Genomic DNA, 18,809 nt, shown 5'->3' on the forward strand with positions numbered 1-18,809 from the left:
GATGCGAAAAACAAAGTCGATCGCATCCGGGGCTTCGTCTCTTGGAGTCCGCCAAGGTGGTCGAGTTTCTCCTAGGCTTAGCCGTGAAAAATGGCCATTTCAGCCCGAACGGCCTATTTTATGGAGAAATTAATTTGTTGTTGATCCTTCAACAATGACCAAACCTGCGTGCTCATGGAAAATACTCAAAGCAAAGTTCAATCTTCAACCCCCGAAAAGCAGCACAGCCTGGAGGCCGGTACCTACGAGATCATCCGGAACCGCCTACAGCAGCAGTCCGATAAGCTGGAACTGCGCCTGGAACAGCTCAACGCGCTCCGTAAAGAAACCTTCGGAACCGTTGAGCCGCAACTACTGGCCAACGAGCGGCTCAATACCGGCAACTTTTGCATTGCCCGGGATATGTTTGCGCTGGGGCAATACTGCATTTTCGGTTATAACGTACACATCGGACTCCGCTCCGGCATTCAGCTGGCGGATGTCTTCAATGTATACCGGCTGGAAGGTAACACTTTCCGCGAGGCCGGCCTGGAATTGCTCAAGCACGAGAAGTTCGAGATCGATTTCCAGAACCTCTACCGTTATTATAAGGACGCTTTTTTCGTGCGCTTTGTCCGGCAGGGCAGCTACTTGTACATGACCTTTCAGGTATCGAACAATGCCGGCGATATCAAAGCTTTCAAATGGCTGATCCGGGAAAACGACCTCCAGTACGTAGACGCCCGGAGTGAGCACGAGATCCGGGCCGTTCAACAGTTCGAATTTCGCTGGAAACGCATCGACCGGGATCAGCACCGCAAAGGGCTTCATCCCCACGTATCCGTGCTGGATCGCGTATTTGTGGAAACCGTCGGTGGTGATCTGACGATCAAGGTGGAGGATAATACCGAAGATGGTCGGGGCATTTACCGGGAGGAAGTGCTGCATCAGGATCAGACCCTCGATGATGCCGAATACCTCTACGCCGACCTCGGCAACCTCATCGTTCTGAAGATCCGGCCCTATCAGGAAGGCTTCCGCTATTTTGTTTTTAACGAAAAAATGCAGGAAGTCCAGCGCATCGATGCGCTGGCGGACAGCGGCGTCCTGCTGCCCGACGGACAGGGTCTGATCTTTTCCAACGGATACTATCTGCAAACGGGAGAATACAAACTGTTCGAATCGGTGGGACGGGGCTGGAAATTCGAGAGCCGGATCAATGCGCCGAACGGTGAGGATTACCTCTACAGTTTTTACAATCAGGCGGCCGGACAGTCCATACTCATGGCCTATAACGTGATCACCCAGGCCGTGGAAACGCCTATCCGCTGCCACGGTTTCGCCATTTTCGCGGACGGCACCATGGGCTATTTCCGTTCGGAAGAAGAAGCAACCAAGCACCACATGATCCAGCTCTGGCAAACGCCTTTCGGCAGTAACCCGGTGCTGGCGCGCGAACACACGGACAGTTACCTGTCCAAGCTCGGCAATAAAGAGATCGTCAAGGCCATGGCGGAATGCCGGGAGATCCTGAGCCTTACCCATAAAGAAGACAGCTACGCCGACCTGTACGCAGATCTGGTCAGTCGCTGTACCGATGTGCTGGATAGTTATTACTGGATCAACCACCAGGAGACCTTCCGTCTCGGGGAGGTGCTGCAGGAGTTGCGCGACACGGCGAAAACCGCCATTGATGAGTACGAAAAGAAACTCAGCATTCAACGTACCACCCAGTCCGCTATCGAGCGGGTTCGCGCTCAGGCCCTGGACCTGTTCCGGCAGATCGGGCAGGAGAATTTCGAATCTGTTGACGTCTTCGTATACGCGCTCAGTGAATTGCGGCGTCTGAAGGGAGCCATCGTTTCCCTGGAAGAACTCCGCTATACGGATAAGGAATTCATCGCGGAGATGATGGAACGGGCCGATCAGTACCAGGAAGACCTTTCCGGGCAGTGCATCCGGTTCCTGTTGAGTGACACAGCGCTTCTTCCCTATCAGGAAAGGATCAACCAGCACCGGGATGAACTGGAAAAGATCACAAGTGCTCTCGATGGAAAGGCCCTGGAGGAAGCAATAGAAAAAACCGCCCAGGAACTCCAGCTTCTGATCGAGATCGTCAACAATCTGCACATTACCGATGCCAATGATTCTACCCGGATCATCGACCAGATATCCGCTCTTTTCGCTACCCTCAACCAGCTAAAAGGCGGTATTCAGAAGAAACACCGGGAGCTGGCCGGTACCGAGGCGCAATCTGCCTTTCGGGCCCAGATCAAATTGCTGGACCAAAGCACCATCAATTTTCTGGATCTCGCCAAGACCGGTAAGCAGTGCGATGATTACCTGACCAAATTACTGGTCCAGGTCGAAGAACTGGAAGGTCAGTTCGCGGAATACGATCGCTTTATTCCTATCCTGAGTGAAAAGCGGGAGGAAATCTATATCGCGTTTGACAGCCGGAGAAAGGCCATTGCGGAAGCGCTGCACAAGCGTACCGATCAGTTGCAACTGGCGGCGGAGCGTATTCTAAAAGGAGTTTCCTCGCGTTTACAAAACTTTCGGGACGCCGAGGCCATCAACGGCTTTTTCGCGAGTGACATCATGATCGAGAAGGTCCGGGACATCATCCGGCAACTGCAGGAGTTGGAAGACTCCAATAAGGCCGCCGCACTGCAGACCCAATTGAAAAGTCTGCGGGAAGAAGCCGTCCGTCAGTTGCGCGACCGTCAGGACCTGTATCTCGACGGAGAGAACATCATCAAGCTCGGTCAGCACCACTTCGACGTCAATGTGCAACCGCTCGATCTGAGCATCATTGAACGCCGGGGTGCGCTGTACTACCACCTGACCGGAACGGATTTTTACGAACTGATCGAAGACGCCGAACTGAATGAATTGCAGGAAGTATGGTCTCAGGAACTCATTTCCGAAGATGCAGGCGTTTACCGGGCCGAATATCTCGCTTACCGGGTTTTTCAGCAGTGGCTCCGGCTCGAAGACCGGCAAAACGCGGATCTGGAGGCTCTGGTAAAAGAAGCGGTCAACCAAAGATACAACGAAGGTTACACGAAAGGTATTCACGATCAGGATGCCCTGCTGATCCTCGACGAACTCGTAAAGCTTTACGAGACGATCGATCTGCTCCGTTATCCTTCCGATATCCGGGCTTTCGCCTACCTGCTATGGCACCACGCCCTGACGGAAGCGGATCGCCAGCTACTGCAAACGCAACTCCGGGGAGCAGGGACACTACTGCGGGTATTCCCGAACGGAAGTACGTTTGATTATCTGCGGGAGGAAATTCAGGAGGCCCTGAGCAAGCAGGTAGAATAGATCCATCGAGCAAGATCTGATCCGTAGCAGCGGGTCTGGGGGCCGATTACACCGGTGTAAAAAGTTTCCCAGTTCCCGCTGAACCGGTTCTCCTTTCTGCGCGGAGATCCACCGGCCCGGCGAATTTTGGTTGGCTCAGCGTAAAAAAACTGCATTTAGCTACTGATTACCGGCATTAAGTTGATTCAATGCGCTCGTTCCAGTATTTTGCCGAAAATTTCAAAAGGTATGTTTACGGGAATAATTGAACAGTTGGGTACCGTTAAGGAGATCCGCCGGGAAGGTAGTAACGTTCACTTTACAATTGCGTCCGAGCTCGCCGGATCGCTCAAGATCGACCAGAGTTTGTCCCACAATGGCGTTTGCCTGACCGTGGTGGATATCCGGGACGGCGCCTATACGGTCACGGCCATTGAAGAGACCCTTAATCGTTCCAATTTGGGAGCGTTGAAGGTGGGCGACAAAGTAAACCTGGAACGCGCTATGGTCTACGGAGGACGACTGGACGGACACATCGTACAGGGCCACGTAGACGACACGGCCGTTTGTACCCGGATCGAGGAAGTGGAAGGTAGCTGGTATTTTCAGTTTCGTTACCGGCCAACGCCGGAGCACTTGCTGGTGGATAAGGGCTCCATCTGTGTGAACGGAGTAAGCCTGACTATCGTAAATCCCGAGGAAGACCTGTTCTCGGTAGCCATTATCCCCTACACTTACGAACATACTAATTTTCAGCAGTTTACCGTAGGCTCAAAGGTCAACCTGGAATTTGACGTACTCGGCAAATATCTGGCCCGCTACGCGGCGCTTTACATGAAATAGCGTTTAACGAATAACAGGCTGACAAAAGAAAAGGGACCCAGAACAAATCCGGATCCCTTTTCTCGTTTCTTAATGGTAGATACACTTATGCGTATCCAATATATAAGCGATCAGTTAGGTAGATCAGCAACTGACCGGCCTGATATTAGTACGACCAAAGATCGTGTTCGAAGTTGAAGATCTCCTGACGGATCTTGTCCGATTCCCACAGACGATCCACACCGGACAGATAATCCTGGATACGTTCGTCTTTTACGTTGGAAGCTTTGAAGATATAGCTGGCGAACTTACGCATCTCGAAAATATCTCCCCAAGATAGCGGAGAGTTATCATTTTCGCCGTTAAATGCGCGTTCACGGGCCAGGATTTCCCGGGCAGCCGGGTAGTATACCCAGAACAGCGGGCGCTCGTATTTGAAGTTACCGTTTTCATCGCGCTCATCCAGCAGTGGGGCGATACCCATGATCCGCACCTGCAGCGTAGAAGATTCCTGGTCGAAGAACCAGATCTCTTTCAGACGAAAACGTTTTACATCTTCGGGGTTCAGGTCGTTGGATACGATCTGAATTTGTTCTTCGTAAGTTTCGGGGTCGAAGGTGGTCACTGTGTCCACACTGGAACCGATCGAGTTAACTTCGTCGATGGTCATTTTGTTGGAGAACTTATCATCTTCCGCACTGTAAACAGTGATCTCGCCGGATTTGGCAGCATCCATCAGAATGGTAAAGAAAGGACGTTCCGGATAAGAGAAAGGAAGGTTCATTTTTTCGCGGACATCGATTACACGCCAGATGCGTTTTTCCCAGAGGATGTCGGCTTCGCGAACGTGATCATAAGCGAGTACCCGCTTTTGAACGATCGTTCTTTTTTCTACAATATCATCCAGCGGACGATCTTCTTCTACTTCTTCCTCGGCCCCGATCATCATAATATTGCCGGGCTCCTGGGCAGTTAACACACCGGAAAAGCAGAAGAGGAGCATGCTAAGCCCCAATAATTTCACAGCGATCTTCATGGTTCAATAGATTTTTTGAATAGCAAAAGTGCATCAGTTTAACGTAGTAAACAAGCAGGCTATTACACTTTAACAGGAATAAATACCCAAAAATAAGGTTTATCCCTAAAATAGTACACCTGCTTAAGCTAACGAGCTAAGCAGGTGCACTATTTTATCTAAAGGAAAAAATTTTTCAGGCTTGGGGCGGAGAGCCGGGAGCCTGGGTGATCCCAAGCTCCAAGCACCTGGCTCCATGCCATTTATTTAATCTTGAATACCATGGAGTTGATGGTACGACCGGCTTTATCACCAGGGCATCTTGCCTTCACATTTTCGAAGTAGTAGATGTCTCCGGGTTTGGCCTGGCCTACCAGACGACGTGACTTATCGTTGTAACGAGCACCCGGGTTTACAGATTCAACCGGATCCTGACGTTTCGGTACGTATACCAGGTTATAACCCTGAATATCGCACTTCGCGTCGAAGTCGAAGTTGTCCAGGAATGCACCTACACCCTGCTGAGCTTTGAACTCACCGTTACCCATTTCACCGCCAGAGCTTCTGGACAGACGAGCAACGGGGTCAGGGATACGCTTCACGCGGAAGTCGAAAGAAGTAGAGGACAAACCACCACCGGATACCGTGATCTTGGCTTCACCCGGCTGGCTTACGGTTGCGGTATATTTACCGTTACCGGCCCGGGACAGGCTCAGTCCGCCACCACTACCGGATACGCGCAGGTCGTTACTGGATACACCGGCAGCAACTACAGATACCGGGTTTTCAACACCGATGTAGAATACGTTCATCTTATCGGCAGAAACCGTTACCGAACGACGTCCAACCTCATATTCGAAGTCTTTGGAGTACGTTTCTACCTCACCGGTAGTCGGGTTGGTCAGGGTGATATCTACTTTGTAGGATTTCACACCCGTACCGCTTGTTCTGGTCTCGTAGCTGGCGATACCGTCTTCTACATTCAGAGAAGATCCGTTCACCTTGATAGACATGTTCTCGTATACAGATCTACTGGAAGCACCGATCGTGATATCCGCTTTGTAGGGCTCACCAGCGATCACGTAGCTCTTGGGAGCAGAAGCGATCGGGATGAAGTTGTCCACCTTGAAGGTTGTAGCACCTACCTGGTTCACGAGGTAGTTCAGTACAGCAGCTTCGGAAGATTTCATATCGTTCTGGAACTTCCGGAAGATCGGGAAAGTAGATGCCAGCGGCATGTGGTTGAAAGTGAAGTGTTGCCAGCTTACCGGCTTTTTCACCTTGGTTTCCCAATCATCACTGATGTTCAGCGTGATACTTTTCTCCAACTCGGCCAGTGATTCCTCGTTGATGCTGGTACCTTCCGTACCGTCCAGTTGGTTGATAACGCTCAACAGTTCCTGACGAGAGTTCAAGATCTTCTCTTTCAGTTCGGCACCTTCCGGTCCTTCACCGAGTACACGAGTAGTGATATCTTTATTTTTGTAGCCTTTCGGGCGGCCGGCATACTTTTCGTGATCTTCCGGATAGTATCCTCCGGTAGCGTCTACCAGTTGTTGCCGCAGGCTATCAATGTAGGTATTGAATTCGCGGGACAGGATTCTTACCTCTTTGGCCGCATCCACGAGAGGGCGGTATTTGGAGAGGTCCTGCTCTGCGTTTTTCTCCAATGCAGTCAATGTAAACTCATTGGACTCATCGATAACATTATTGGAACCTTCAATCCCTCTATCGATCATAAAGAAGGCGTTGATGATCTCAGCTGATACGTTCAGTGCCAGCATGGCAGTCAGTACCAGGTACATCAGGTTGATCATCAACTGCCGCGGTTCCTTTGGAATTGACATAATTTTCTAATTTTTTTCGGTTTTACAAAAGATTCCCGTTAAACGTCGCCGGCAATTAGCCTCTTACGCTTGACATGGCAGAGATCACGTTACCGTAAACGTTGTTCAGGGCAGCGTACTGCGCATTCAGGGAACTGATGTTGGAGTTCAGATGAGACAGGTTCTCCTTGTAAGCCTTAGCCTCTTCCACACTATCTCCCAGATCGGCCATCGCCTCGTTCAGCTTAGTGTAGAAGTTACCCATTGCTCTGATCTGATCCTTGGTACCGGAAAAGTCAACTTCCTGCAGGGCCTTCAGAGAAGAAAGGCTCTTAGACATTACCTGTAGCTCAGAAAGCATACCTCCCAGTTGCTGCTCCACTACCTCGCCGTTCAGGGCAGGAGTCTGGATCTGCGGCTGCTGCGGGCCGGCAGTCAGTGGCTGGAGCGTAGAGTTGTATTTGTCCAGTCCTGGGTACAGCTTGTGCCAGTAGTAATCCGGCTCAGGTCCAATGATACCCAGGAAAGCAAAGATAACCGCCTCAGTGATCATACCCACGGTCAACATAAAGTCCGCACCTTCCCAAGATTGAATTTTGAAAAGTGCTCCCAGCAGTACTAATGCAGCACCAATACCAATAATGAAATTCTTAAAATACTTAAAGCCTTTTGTTTTTACGAAGCTCATTTTATTAAAGTCTTTTACTGTGAATAAATGGATGGAGTTTTACCAATTTTCGGCTTTCGCCAAAAGCTTTTACGGTTTTATAATGCAGGAAACAAAAAAAGTAACACCCTGCAGAAAAAAAATTTAAATCTTTTTTGAGGAAGCGGTTTTTATACAATTTCCCGTTCTATTCCGGGCCGTTTCACCGTACTCAGCCAGGATTAGGGCCCCACGACCTGCCGGGTCGCAACGGCCGGAAAGTGCAGAGATCCTAACGGAATTTACTTGGCTTGTATCAGGTAATAGGCGCAGGTAGTCACAAAATTCCTCAGGTAAGGGACATTTCCCAGGATACCCATTTGCCTTCTTGGCTGAAGGTTGAACTTGTAACGATAAATCGGATTGATCAGGTATAATTGCTTGCCTAAAATGTTAAAATTTGTCTGTCGGGCTATACGCTCGAACTGACCGATGGACAAGCCGGTGTCCTTGATCTCCAATAATTCCTGCACCACGTGTGGCGCTTCGCCACCGGCTTCGAGTACCTTTTTATAGGCCGGGGCCGGCAACAGGTGATAATAGGGTAATTTGGAAAGCACGCGATGGCGGCAGATCTGCTGATGGCCGCCGAAGGGCATTTGCCAGGGTGGAAAGCCCAGAAAAATATATCCTCCCGGCCGGAGAAAAGAGCCCAGCTTGCGCAGCAGCTTTTCCTGATCGGGAATATGTTCGATCACATCTTTGAGTACAATGAGGTCGAAAGGGCGTTTAAAATCCCGTTCCGGCACTACATCGTACACATTTTTGGCCATCAGTTCCACCCGTTCGTCCCGCAGCGCGTCCGCCAGATAGTGGCGGGCCAGTTCCAGGCGTTGCGGCAGCAGCTCTACGCCCACTCCGGTGCACCCCAGATCCAGGAAAGCCTGCAGCACGCCGCCTTCGGCGCAACCCACTTCCAAAACGTGATCGTCCGCCCGTATACCGGCGTATTGCTGAATGAAGGGGACCACGTATTCCGCAGCGTTCTCCCGCTGCATTGCAAAATACCGGTCTTTATCCTGGTGAAATTCGAAGGCCATTTAACTAACGGGTCGAAAGATCTAAAGGTGGAAATGTTGAAAGGTCGGGAAATGGAAAAGTACAGAAATCCGATTCAATTGCACCTACAAATACTTTTCCACATTAACACCTATAAAACTTATACACATAATAAAACAATATGGATACCAGCCCGAGAGCTGATATCCATATTGTCACTACTGAGCAAAAATACTTGCCAATAGCTTAGAAATCATTGATAGAACGACCCAGGAAGGTCAATGCACAACGGAAACCGATGTAGGATTTGGTTGTGTCCTGGTATTCCCATTCGCGGGTACCGGTCTGCATCATGTACATGATGTCTTTCCAGGAGCCGCCGCGTACCACTTTACGCTTCCAGGCATCGGGATCATCGTCTCTCGCCTCGTAGGTAATGGTTGGGTTCAGGTCGTGTATGAAGGAAACTGCGTTTTCGTCAAAATAGGATTCGGTCCACTCGGCCACGTTACCGGCCATGTTGTACAGACCATAATCGTTGGGGAAGTAAGCATCCGCTTTTACGGTATACTGACCACCATCTTCCGGATAGTTACCTCTACCGGGTTTGAAGTTCGCCAGCAAACAGCCTTTGGCGTTGCGGACGTAGTAACCACCCCAGGGGAATGGAGCGAGCTCTTTGCCACCCCGTGCTGCGTATTCCCACTCGTATTCGGTAGGCAGACGGAAGTCTTCGGTGTTTACATCACTACCTTCGTAGGTGTTCCACAGGTTCGTACGCCAGTAACAGAACGCACGGGCCATGTGCCAATCTACCCCTACTACCGGATAATCATCGAAGGCTGGGTGCCAGAAATAGTTACGGGCCATCGGCTCGTTGTAGGAGTAAGCGTAGTCACGGATCCACACCATCGTATCCGGGTAGACACCTACTTTCGTACGCTTAATGAACGAGTTACGGGGAGACTTACCGCGATCGTGCGCAGCGCGTTTCCAGTCGTAGACCTCGTATTCGTATTCGAATTTATCAACATCCCATTCTTTACGGCCGGCAAAACGGTCATCGCCCTGATAGTAAAGATCTTCGAGGGTTTCATCTTCCCAGTCGATCTCATACTCCCAGTCGATCCGTTCTTCACCCGTCACGTCGTCCTCGATGTAGTGATCGAGATAGGCGTGCGCCAGTGAGTCTCTCACCCAGTATACAAACTGGCGGTACTCATTGTTGGTGATCTCCGTATCATCCATGTAGAATCCCTGGATGGAGATGGTCTTTTGTCGTTGAATGTAGGTATTACTGATATCCTGATCACTCGGACCGATGGTCACGGTTCCGGACGGGATATACACCATACCGTAGGGATTGATACCTTTCCAGGTGGGGCGGTCTAGTACGCCGGTCAACTGACCGCTTTCGCGTCTACCGCAAGAAGCTACCACTACTGCGAGCAGCACCACTAAAACTTTGACGAAGTTTTTCATGTTAACACCCAAGTTTTCCTTCAGATAAATAAAAATAAAAAAGAGCCGTAAATATAGACTGTTTATTGGTCTCCACAAAATCACGCCTCCACTTTCACACCCTCCAGTTTGTTAATTAACAAGCTGGAACAAGTTCCGGTAACTATTGGATGTGAATATAATATACTTTTCAATAATGTATATATCAATTTCACTGCAGCCGAACAGTGCAGCTGCGGGCAGCGAATGGGGCCATTTAGAGCGATCGGGGGTTGTAAATGATCGCCGGTGGCCGGCCACCCATAATCCGTTTATTCAAATTGTAGTTGATCATGATCTCGTGGGTACCGTTCTGGACGGTATTGAAACTGGAGATCGTGATGTCGTAAGCATACCCCAGTGTAACTTTTTCACTGAGTTTTAACCCTGCCAATATGCTAACGGCATCATTGGAAGTATTATTATAACCTCTAAACGCGGCACCTAAAAATATATTGTCGTTGTACTGAAATATTGCGGAAAAATCCATCTGAGTTTGCACCGCGTCCGACCGGACAAAAACGGAGGGATGTAAGACGATATTGTTGGTGAGGTCAAAATGGCCGGTCAGGGTAAGATAATAGGCCCGATTTAAAGCGAGTTGCAGGTTCTCCAGCGTCACCTCCGGCTCGGTAATATTCTGCACCGAGATCCCGCCTTCGATACGTTCGTTCTGAAAGTATACGCCGGCCCCAAAAGTAGTGACGTTAGCCGTTTCGATGGTATTGAACAATCCGATATCCTCGTGGTTGATGGCGCCATCCTGGTAGCTGCCGTCCGGTGTACGCAGCAGGCTGCCGTCAATACTGCGCTGGGCCCAGGCCGCCGAACCGCCAATGGACAGTATACTCTCACCGATGAATTTCTGATAATTGTAGGAAAGGGTCGCGGAGGTAAACTTGCGCGCCCCGGTGGCATCGTTCTCCAGATGAAGTCCCACCCCGCCGGAAGCGAGATACAAGGGCATGTGTATACTCACATTCTGGGTGGTCGGGCTGCCTTCCGGCCCCACCCACTGGCTGCGGTAAACGCCGGTAAAACTCAGGGAGTGGTCCAGCCCCGCGTAGGCGGGATTGAAGTTGACCCGGTTGTACATGTACAGGGAGTACTGTGCCGGCTGCTGAGCCTGCAACCCCAGGTAAAAGCCTAAAAAAAGGATCAGGGTAAAGCCGTACTTCATATAGCTGATAGTATGATGTTAGGATGCTGTGAGATTAAGCGTGTATCCGGAAGCTTTTCCCGGCAGTAAAAACGATCATTTTTGCAATAGCCCGTAGGCCCGCTATCTAATCCTCCTCCTCCAGCATCAACAGTGTTCGGACGCACCGCAGTGCGTCGCTTATTTAGTTTTCTCGATCTGTGTCATCAATGCCTCTATATTCGAAACGGGTAGTTGACAACTATAGTTTTGACAGAGGTATATTTTAGTGTCGTCCGTTACACTTTTTCCCCGCAACAGCGGAAAAGTATCGTTTTGCGTCTCGCTTAACATTATAATACTTCCCGGCAGATAATGTTCGCGCAACTTCCGAATCGTGGTTTCCGCCTCCCTTCCGAGTACGGCGATCTCCAGCGGAGGGAACACCGTGGCGCTCAAAGAAGCCGCCCAGTTGGCGAAGGAAGTCGGATATTTCCCGACGGTGTCCTGTACCTTACGCAACATCTCCTCCGCGATCTCCCGCCAGTCGTTCCGGTCGAACAAAATACTTAACTGCAGCAAATTGGCCAGCATGACCGAATTGCCGGAGGGAGTAGCCGAATCGTAGAGATCTTTACGGCGCAGTATCAGGTCCGATTGTTTGCGGGAAGTAAAATAAAATAATTTATGTTCTTCGTCAAGGAACTGCGTCACTACCCAGTCGGTCAGTTCCGCTGCTTTTTCCAGATATTCTGCCTCAAAGGTCAGGCGGTAGACCGCCAGTAAGGCATCGATCATGAAAGCGTAGTCGTCCAGAAAAGCATCGTACTGCCGGTGCCCCTCCTTATAGACATGGTAAAAGCCTTCACCGTCTTCCTGCAGGAAGTGTTCCCACAGGAAATGCAGGTTATTGACGGCTTCGCGCTTGTACTGCTCCTCTCCCAGCACGGCCGCCGCCCGGGCGTAGGCCTTTATCTGCAGGGCATTCCAGGAGAGAATGATCTTGTCGTCCAATCCCGGACGAACGCGATGCGAACGCGCGGCCAGCAGCAATTCCCGGGATCTTTTCAGGCTTTCCTGCAGATCCGGAAGCGCCATATTATGCCGTGCGGAAAATGCTTTTTCGTCATACGGACGCCATAATATATTGTGTCCTTCCCAGTTGCCGCCCTCGCTGACATCATAAAAGGCACAAAAAAGGGCGGCTTCATCACCCAAAATAGTTTCGATTTCGGACTTTTCCCATACGTAAAACTTCCCTTCTACTCCTTCCGAATCTGCATCCAGGGCGCTATAAAATCCTCCTCCCGGAGCGGTCATCTCCCGCTGGATAAAACCGAGCGTTTCGGTAATGGCCCGCCGGTATCGCTCCGCTCCTGTTACCTGGTAGGCATCCACCAGCAGGTCGACCAGCAGGGCATTGTCGTACAGCATTTTTTCGAAATGCGGCACCAGCCAGGCTTGATCCGTAGCGTAGCGGGCAAAACCTCCTCCCAGCTGATCGTAGATGCCGCCCCCGATCATTTTATCCAGCGAAAGCTGTACGTGCTGCAAAGCCTCCGGCGTATCGAAGTAAAAATGGTGCCGCAGGAGATATTTGAGCCCCATGGAACCGGGAAATTTCGGGGCGCCGCCAAAACCACCGTAAGTTCGGTCAAACTGCTGGGCCATCTGCCGGTAAAGGGCCTGGAGGTAATTCCGGTCCACCGCTACCGCCGCTTCCTTCCCCTGCGGCGCCCGCAGGAACAATTCATCACTGCGACGAATGGAATCCGTCAGCTGCTCGGCCTGGGCTTCTACTTTTTCCCGTTCCTCCCGAAAATTGTGGATCATGTATTCCAGCAAACGCGACCAGGACGGCCGGTTGCCCATCGGTCGCGGCGGATAATAAGTGCCGGCAAAGAACGGCCGGCCGTCCGGCAACAGGAAGCAATTCAGCGGCCAGCCCCCGGAACCGGAAATAGCCTGGCAGGCTTCCATATAGATCTGATCAACATCCGGGCGTTCTTCCCGGTCCACCTTGATGTTGATGAAATGCTCATTCATAAAGGCGGCCACCGCTTCGTTCTCAAAAGATTCTCGCTCCATTACGTGACACCAGTGGCAGGTGGAATAACCGATACTGACCAGGATGGGTTTATCTTCTTTTCGGGCCCGCTCGAAAGCCTCGGGTTTCCAGGCGTACCAATCGACCGGATTGTGGGCGTGTTGTAGTAAATATGGGCTGGTTTCGTGTTGCAGTCGATTCATAGACAGTATTCGCAGGTCCGGTGGTTAAAAATTAAAAGAAGGTTATTGGCGGTGGCAAGGTCTTCGGCATACGGCCAACCCGCCACTTTTCCGGCATGACGAGCATGTACCGGTCAAACCTACGCTATTTTAACAATATTTGGTGGTAATAGTTAGCCGGCGGCGGTATTGCGGTAAGGATGGTCGGCTCCAAGGGATTAGCCACGCCCGTACTGTTGTATTCTATGCTTGGCGCAAAGTGCCATAGTCCAAAAGTGCTGGTGGCAGTCAACTTCCCCAAACACTTCGATCCGTATAACCGAAGCGTCGGCTTCCGGCAGCCCGGTGAACTAATAGTTCTGAAGCACGTCCTTCCGGTGCAGCAGGAACTGATCATCCGGGATCAGTGCCAGCGCTCTCTGGATCAGCCAGCGGGCATTCACATAATCCGCATTCCGAAAATAATAGGCCGAAGCGGAAGTGTAGGCGGTAGTGATCCAGGATTCGCTCCGCGGTGTAAGTCCGGCCTGGGCCAACACCTGCTCAAAAGCTTCCAGGCATTCTCGGCCACGGGCTTCATCTTCACCATCGAAGGCCCGGCGGGTTCGTTCGGCCCGGTAGCAGAGCTCCATATCCAGAAACAGGGCTTCGTTGCGCAGAAAAGGATAATCCCGGCGATATTCTTCTACGATCTTCAACCCCTCGTCCGGATCCTTCTGATTGCAGAGTGACCGCAGCAATAGCGGCGTCAGAATGGCCTGTATCTTGGGATCATTGGGCCGGTAGTGGCTCAGACTATCCAGGTAGGTAGTTACCTGGTGCGGTTCGTGCCTGCCGGCGTGAAACTGTGCCATCTCAATAAAGTAGATCTCTTTCAACTGTTGCAGGATCGCTAGCTGACCGGAAAAAACCCGGCGGTATTGGTCGTACAGCCTTTCAAAGGAGGGCTGATCGTTTTCGCGAAGCAGATAATACTCTGCCAACTGGGCAAAACGACGAACCAGTTCCAGCGATATTTCGGAACGGGGATGCAGGCTGTATAGCTCAAACAGGGGCTCGACCATGGTCGAATCCTGACCGCTTTCGCTGGCCTGCCGGTAGAGAATGGCGTAGCGGACCAGGTCCAGCTTTGGGTCCGTGTAGTAGGTCCGGGCCCGTTCCAGTGCTTCCACGGCCGCAGTGGCCTTACCCTTCGCGTAAAAATCCAGGGCGCGGCGGTAGAACAACATGCCGGTCAGCTCTGCCGGCAAAAGACTTCTTTTTTCGGCTCCCGCACTGTAGGGCGTGACCATGGCCCGGTGCAGTGAATTTTCCGGTCCGAGTTGCAGCGCATCCAGCACGTTCAGCAAATGAGACTGTTCCTCTTCGCGGGCGCGCCGGGCCGGCCGGTTTTTCCCCCACTGATCGATGGGCAATAAGGTGCCGTCTTCCAGGGTGATCTTCGCCTGCCCCTGTTCCCAGTACAGCTCGTGTTCCATGGCCAGCTCGTCCAGCAGCATGGAGATCAGGGCCGCTGCCGTCAGTTCGTTGTATTGCCGGGCTTTAAACAGACTGCTAAAATCCGCCAGCCCCCTGTAGGAGCGTAGGTAGCGGTTTTCTACTTCATCCCGGATCAGTTCGATCGCTTTTTTCTGGCGTTTGCGTTTCACTTTCTGCCGCTCCAGCTTTTTGGCGGTAGCCCGGATCTCCTCCATGACGTAGGTCAATCCCCCGCCTTCATTCTCGGAGGTGGGCGCCAGGTACATCCTGATCTTGCTGGGGGTGGAAGTCTCACCGGTAGTTTTGAAACTGATCTTTCGGTTACTGTAATCGGTCGGAATATAGGTCTGCGCGCCGGCAAAACCAAGGGTGAGCAGACTCAGTAGAAAACATGGGATTAATGATCTTAGCATATCGGTCGGTTCTTATTCTCAATCCGCCGGCTTTTCGCCGGTACTCCGCAGGTTGACGATCTTTCGCAACAGATCGAACCAGAAGGGCGCTCCCAGAGAAATGGCGATGGCAGTAATGATCCATCCCAAAATCTTGACGGCCCAGTTATACACGCTCATCTCCGCCAGGTTGATATTTTGCCAGCCCATTCCCAGCGGAGAGCGCAAATCGTCTACATTGCCCTTCATTCTTCGCACCTGCTCCAGCGCGGCTTCGTACTCCAGGTCCGTCCGGACCATCCCGTCCACACTTTCGTTCTCCGCCACTGCTTCGGCCGCAGCTACCAGTTTGTCCAGAGTTTCCGGATTGGTTTCCAGGCTGCGGTACAGCGCCAGGGTATCCGCGTTGAGCACTACGGCCATCACGATACCGACGATGATCAGGATCTTCTGCGTCATGCGTTTGTAATAGCCCGATGCGCGATCCATGATGCTTTCGTACCACTCTCCGATTCGCTGCTTGAACACGTCGATCTTGCCGTCGGCATCCCGGATCAACTGCTTGAGGATGCGTCGCATCTCGTCGTTCTCCAGAGCATCGATCTTCGTCTTCAATTGTGATTCCAGACCATCTTCTCCCAGAATAATATCAAAGAGAATGGTTCGAAAGGAATCATTATCGATATAAGAGGGTGGGTTGGAAACGCCTCTTCCGTATTTAAAAGACAGCTGTTTATAAAGGGGATTGGTAATAAAGGCCTCGTAAACGCCACTACTACCTTTTTTTTCGTCTATCAACAAATTCTTGAGGGTCATCTTAAGGTTGCGCCCCCGTAATCTGAGCATCGCCGCCAGTAATTCCATGATACTGGTAGCAAATAAACTCAACATCAATAGCACAAATATAACGCCAAGTACAACGGTTAAAATTGCCATTTATTATGGATGATAAGGTGATTTAGTGTGGTAATGATCTGATTGTTTGACAGTTTGATGGCCAGATGCCTAAAGATAAGGAATCATTTCAATGTCTCTTGAAAAAGCCGGAATATCCTTTTGTATTCGTCGGTCCAGCTGCTGGGCTCCACAAAACCGTGGCTTTCCAGCGGAAAAACCGCAAACTCCCAATTGTCCTTACCCAGTTCGATCAGGCGCTGAGCCAGCCGTACCACATCCTGAAACTGCACATTGGAATCGACCATTCCGTGCAGGATCAGCAACTGATCTTCCAGGCCTTCCGCAAAGTTGATCGGCGAACTGCGCTGGTAGGCGATGCTGTCCGTAGTCGGCGTATTCAGTATGTTGGCAGTGTAGCCGTGGTTGTAATGCGCCCAGTCCGTTACCGAACGCAGCGCGGCTCCGCTTTTAAAGGTACCCGGATTGTTGAAAAGCGCCATCAGGGTAATGAAGCCCCCGTAGGAACCGCCGTAAATACCGATGCGGTCCGCGTCCACATCCCATTCATCCACCAGGTATTTGGCTCCATCCACCTGGTCGGACAGGTCTTTGCCGCCCATGTGGCGGTAAATGGCCGTCCGCCAGTCGCGGCCGTAGCCATCACTGGCGCGGTAATCGATGTCCAATACGGTATAACCGTTATCCACGAGGATATTGTGGAACATATACTCCCGGAAGTAACTGCTCCACCATTCGTGGACATTTTGCAGGTATCCGGCGCCGTGTACGAAGATCACCGCCGGTCCGTCCGGTGTCGGATTTTCCGGACGATAGATCCGGGCCGGTACCTGAGCCCCGTCCGCAGCGCGGAAGCGTACGATCTCGGGTTTGCGCCAGTCATAAGTACCGAAGGCTTCGGTGGTGGATTCCGTCAGGCGGGTCATTTCCGCACCGGCTTTATTCTCCATGACGTAGAGTTCCCAGGGTTGGTTGGAAGTGGAAAAGCGGATAGCCAGATATTTTTCGTCGGGCGAGATATCTACTTCGTGCCCGCCCTTGCTTTGGGTGATCTTCTGCATTTTACCTCCCATGGCCGGCAGGTGATAGAAGTGGTGTTCGTGGGGACTTTCGGCGTTCGAAACGATATAAAAGGTACTGCCGTCATTGGAAAGCTGCGCGCTGATGATCTCGAATTTGCCGTTGGTCAGCGCCTTCTTATCTCCGGTCTTCACATTCAGCAGATATAAGTGGGAAAACCCGGTTGCTTCGGATTGAAAATAGATGTGCTCGTTGTCCGGCAGCCAGCCGATGGTGCCTCCGGAAAAATTCCAGCCGGAAATACCGGGGCCGCCGACCCAGGCCTCGTCCCGCTGGCGATCCAGCAATTTCAGGGATCCGGTTTCCAGGTCCAGTTGCATGATCCAGCGATCTTTGTTATCCAGCGAACGAATGACGACCACGGCCTGCCCGTTATCGGAAAAATAAGGGCCGGCAACGATCACATCCCGGTCGTTCTTATACTCGCGTTCAAATTCCTCCTCTCCTTCGTGGTATTCGAAGAGATAGGCCGGTTTTTCTTTAATGCCGGGAATTTCACCCGTCTTGATGGTGTAAAAAGTATCCCGCTGACGATCGTATAAGTAGGAGTCGTAGCTATCCTGAATATCGCCTACCTTCGGGCGGGTGCGGGCCATTTCCGCGTATCCCGATTCGGTGACGTACTGGGGCATTTCGGATATTTTATCATCCACAGTGGTCGTCAGGCGGTACGCTACGTATCTCAGATCGGGACTGGCCGTCATCCCGCCGATCCGTTTGCTGCCGTAGTAGATCTCCACCGGCCGGTCCGGCTCCAGTTGCTCGCGACGTTTGCGGCGGGCGTCGCTCACGGCCTTGCGTTCGCGCAGCACGTCGAACAACTCCATCTGCTGGTCTTCCAGCCACTTTTTCTGGCCCTCGCTGGAACGGCTGGACCGCTTGTTGCCCTTAATGAAATTAGTCAGCTGGGTGATCTCACCGGTAGCGATCTCCCAGGTGAACAGGTTATTGTCCGATTCGTAGACGATAAACTGATCATCTCCGGAAAATTCCGGGCTGGATTCATACCCGACCGTATTGGTCAGCTGCCGGGTTTTTCCCGTGCCCGTTTCCATCCAGTAGAGATCCCCGTTCCGGCTGTAGACCATCTGATCCCGGTCCGTATTGTAACTCCCGCGTCCGGGCATAGCTTTGAGCTCTTCATCGGTCACTTTTACCGGGCGGTTTTCGCCAACCCGTATGCGGTAGTCCGAACGCAGGGTATCGCCATCGGGATTCCAGCTGAAATATATGGTGCGACTGTCCGTTCCCCAGCGAACGCTTTCCGGTAAATATCCCACAAAGTCCTCACCCTGCATGATCTGGCGGATCTCCAGGCTGGACCGGTTGGTGACGGAAGGTTGCGCGTAAGTGAACAAGGGAATGGTAAATAGGCAAAGGCAGTAGAAAGTTAAACGCATACTATCTCGAATAAATT

At 51.6% G+C, this 18,809-nt stretch carries 12 protein-coding genes; 2 read left to right on the forward strand and 10 right to left on the reverse strand.

The genetic code is table 11. From position 1 onward, the window contains the following. Positions 1-174 precede the first annotated feature (174 nt). Together CRP01_RS33895 and CRP01_RS33900 are read left to right on the forward strand one after the other, a co-directional pair. The gene (locus CRP01_RS33895) at positions 175-3,312 is read left to right on the forward strand and encodes a DNA repair ATPase (RefSeq protein WP_099154529.1); all 3,138 of its coding nucleotides are present in this window, start codon (positions 175-177) and stop codon (positions 3,310-3,312) included. A 228-nt stretch (positions 3,313-3,540) separates the two neighbouring features. After that, positions 3,541-4,134, forward strand: a complete 594-nt coding sequence (locus CRP01_RS33900; RefSeq protein ID WP_099154530.1) for a riboflavin synthase — start codon at positions 3,541-3,543, stop codon at positions 4,132-4,134. Between the two features lie 145 nt (positions 4,135-4,279). Here the strand turns inward: CRP01_RS33900 and porN are convergent, their stop codons facing one another. The 10 genes from porN to CRP01_RS33950 all read right to left on the reverse strand — a co-directional run bounded on the left by porN (position 4,280) and on the right by CRP01_RS33950 (position 18,792). Beyond that, complete coding sequence (gene porN / locus CRP01_RS33905) at positions 4,280-5,149, reverse strand: type IX secretion system ring subunit PorN/GldN (RefSeq protein WP_099154531.1); 870 nt, start codon at positions 5,147-5,149, stop codon at positions 4,280-4,282. Between the two features lie 242 nt (positions 5,150-5,391). Beyond that, the gene (porM, locus tag CRP01_RS33910) at positions 5,392-6,975 is read right to left on the reverse strand and encodes a type IX secretion system motor protein PorM/GldM (protein ID WP_099154532.1); all 1,584 of its coding nucleotides are present in this window, start codon (positions 6,973-6,975) and stop codon (positions 5,392-5,394) included. A gap of 55 nt (positions 6,976-7,030) precedes the next feature. Then, complete coding sequence (porL, locus tag CRP01_RS33915) at positions 7,031-7,642, reverse strand: type IX secretion system motor protein PorL/GldL (protein WP_099154533.1); 612 nt, start codon at positions 7,640-7,642, stop codon at positions 7,031-7,033. 260 nt (positions 7,643-7,902) lie between these two features. After that, on the reverse strand, positions 7,903-8,700 hold the full coding sequence (locus CRP01_RS33920; RefSeq protein WP_099154534.1) for a class I SAM-dependent methyltransferase: 798 nt from the start codon (positions 8,698-8,700) through the stop codon (positions 7,903-7,905). A 205-nt stretch (positions 8,701-8,905) separates the two neighbouring features. Next, on the reverse strand, positions 8,906-10,141 hold the full coding sequence (porK, locus tag CRP01_RS33925; protein ID WP_099154535.1) for a T9SS ring complex lipoprotein PorK/GldK: 1,236 nt from the start codon (positions 10,139-10,141) through the stop codon (positions 8,906-8,908). Between the two features lie 235 nt (positions 10,142-10,376). After that, a complete protein-coding gene (locus tag CRP01_RS33930) occupies positions 10,377-11,339 on the reverse strand; it encodes a PorP/SprF family type IX secretion system membrane protein (RefSeq protein WP_099154536.1) in 963 nt (320 codons plus the stop codon). Positions 11,340-11,498: 159 nt separating this feature from the next. Next, positions 11,499-13,547, reverse strand: a complete 2,049-nt coding sequence (locus CRP01_RS33935) for a thioredoxin domain-containing protein (RefSeq protein ID WP_099154537.1) — start codon at positions 13,545-13,547, stop codon at positions 11,499-11,501. Between the two features lie 329 nt (positions 13,548-13,876). After that, the gene (locus tag CRP01_RS33940; protein WP_099154538.1) at positions 13,877-15,418 is read right to left on the reverse strand and encodes a hypothetical protein; all 1,542 of its coding nucleotides are present in this window, start codon (positions 15,416-15,418) and stop codon (positions 13,877-13,879) included. 18 nt (positions 15,419-15,436) lie between these two features. After that, positions 15,437-16,288 carry a hypothetical protein gene (locus CRP01_RS33945; protein WP_233752810.1) on the reverse strand — a complete coding sequence of 284 codons (852 nt, stop codon included), beginning with the start codon at positions 16,286-16,288 and terminating at the stop codon, positions 15,437-15,439. Positions 16,289-16,416: 128 nt separating this feature from the next. After that, the gene (locus CRP01_RS33950; protein ID WP_170110655.1) at positions 16,417-18,792 is read right to left on the reverse strand and encodes a S9 family peptidase; all 2,376 of its coding nucleotides are present in this window, start codon (positions 18,790-18,792) and stop codon (positions 16,417-16,419) included. Between the last annotated feature and the right edge of the window lie 17 nt (positions 18,793-18,809).

This window comes from Flavilitoribacter nigricans DSM 23189 = NBRC 102662, from assembly GCF_002646595.1.
Lineage (GTDB): Bacteria > Bacteroidota > Bacteroidia > Chitinophagales > Saprospiraceae > Flavilitoribacter > Flavilitoribacter nigricans.

What these genes read in the sequence shown, in the direction of transcription:
- CRP01_RS33935 (WP_099154537.1), bottom strand. Translation starts at nt 13,547, where the DNA reads ATGAATCGACTGCAACACGAAACCAGCCCATATTTACTACAACACGCC.
- CRP01_RS33945 (WP_233752810.1), bottom strand. Translation starts at nt 16,288, where the DNA reads ATGTTGAGTTTATTTGCTACCAGTATCATGGAATTACTGGCGGCGATG.
- CRP01_RS33920 (WP_099154534.1), bottom strand. Translation starts at nt 8,700, where the DNA reads ATGGCCTTCGAATTTCACCAGGATAAAGACCGGTATTTTGCAATGCAG.
- porK (WP_099154535.1), bottom strand. Translation starts at nt 10,141, where the DNA reads ATGAAAAACTTCGTCAAAGTTTTAGTGGTGCTGCTCGCAGTAGTGGTA.
- CRP01_RS33895 (WP_099154529.1), top strand. Translation starts at nt 175, where the DNA reads ATGGAAAATACTCAAAGCAAAGTTCAATCTTCAACCCCCGAAAAGCAG.
- porN (WP_099154531.1), bottom strand. Translation starts at nt 5,149, where the DNA reads ATGAAGATCGCTGTGAAATTATTGGGGCTTAGCATGCTCCTCTTCTGC.
- CRP01_RS33900 (WP_099154530.1), top strand. Translation starts at nt 3,541, where the DNA reads ATGTTTACGGGAATAATTGAACAGTTGGGTACCGTTAAGGAGATCCGC.
- porL (WP_099154533.1), bottom strand. Translation starts at nt 7,642, where the DNA reads ATGAGCTTCGTAAAAACAAAAGGCTTTAAGTATTTTAAGAATTTCATT.
- CRP01_RS33940 (WP_099154538.1), bottom strand. Translation starts at nt 15,418, where the DNA reads ATGCTAAGATCATTAATCCCATGTTTTCTACTGAGTCTGCTCACCCTT.
- CRP01_RS33930 (WP_099154536.1), bottom strand. Translation starts at nt 11,339, where the DNA reads ATGAAGTACGGCTTTACCCTGATCCTTTTTTTAGGCTTTTACCTGGGG.
- CRP01_RS33950 (WP_170110655.1), bottom strand. Translation starts at nt 18,792, where the DNA reads ATGCGTTTAACTTTCTACTGCCTTTGCCTATTTACCATTCCCTTGTTC.
- porM (WP_099154532.1), bottom strand. Translation starts at nt 6,975, where the DNA reads ATGTCAATTCCAAAGGAACCGCGGCAGTTGATGATCAACCTGATGTAC.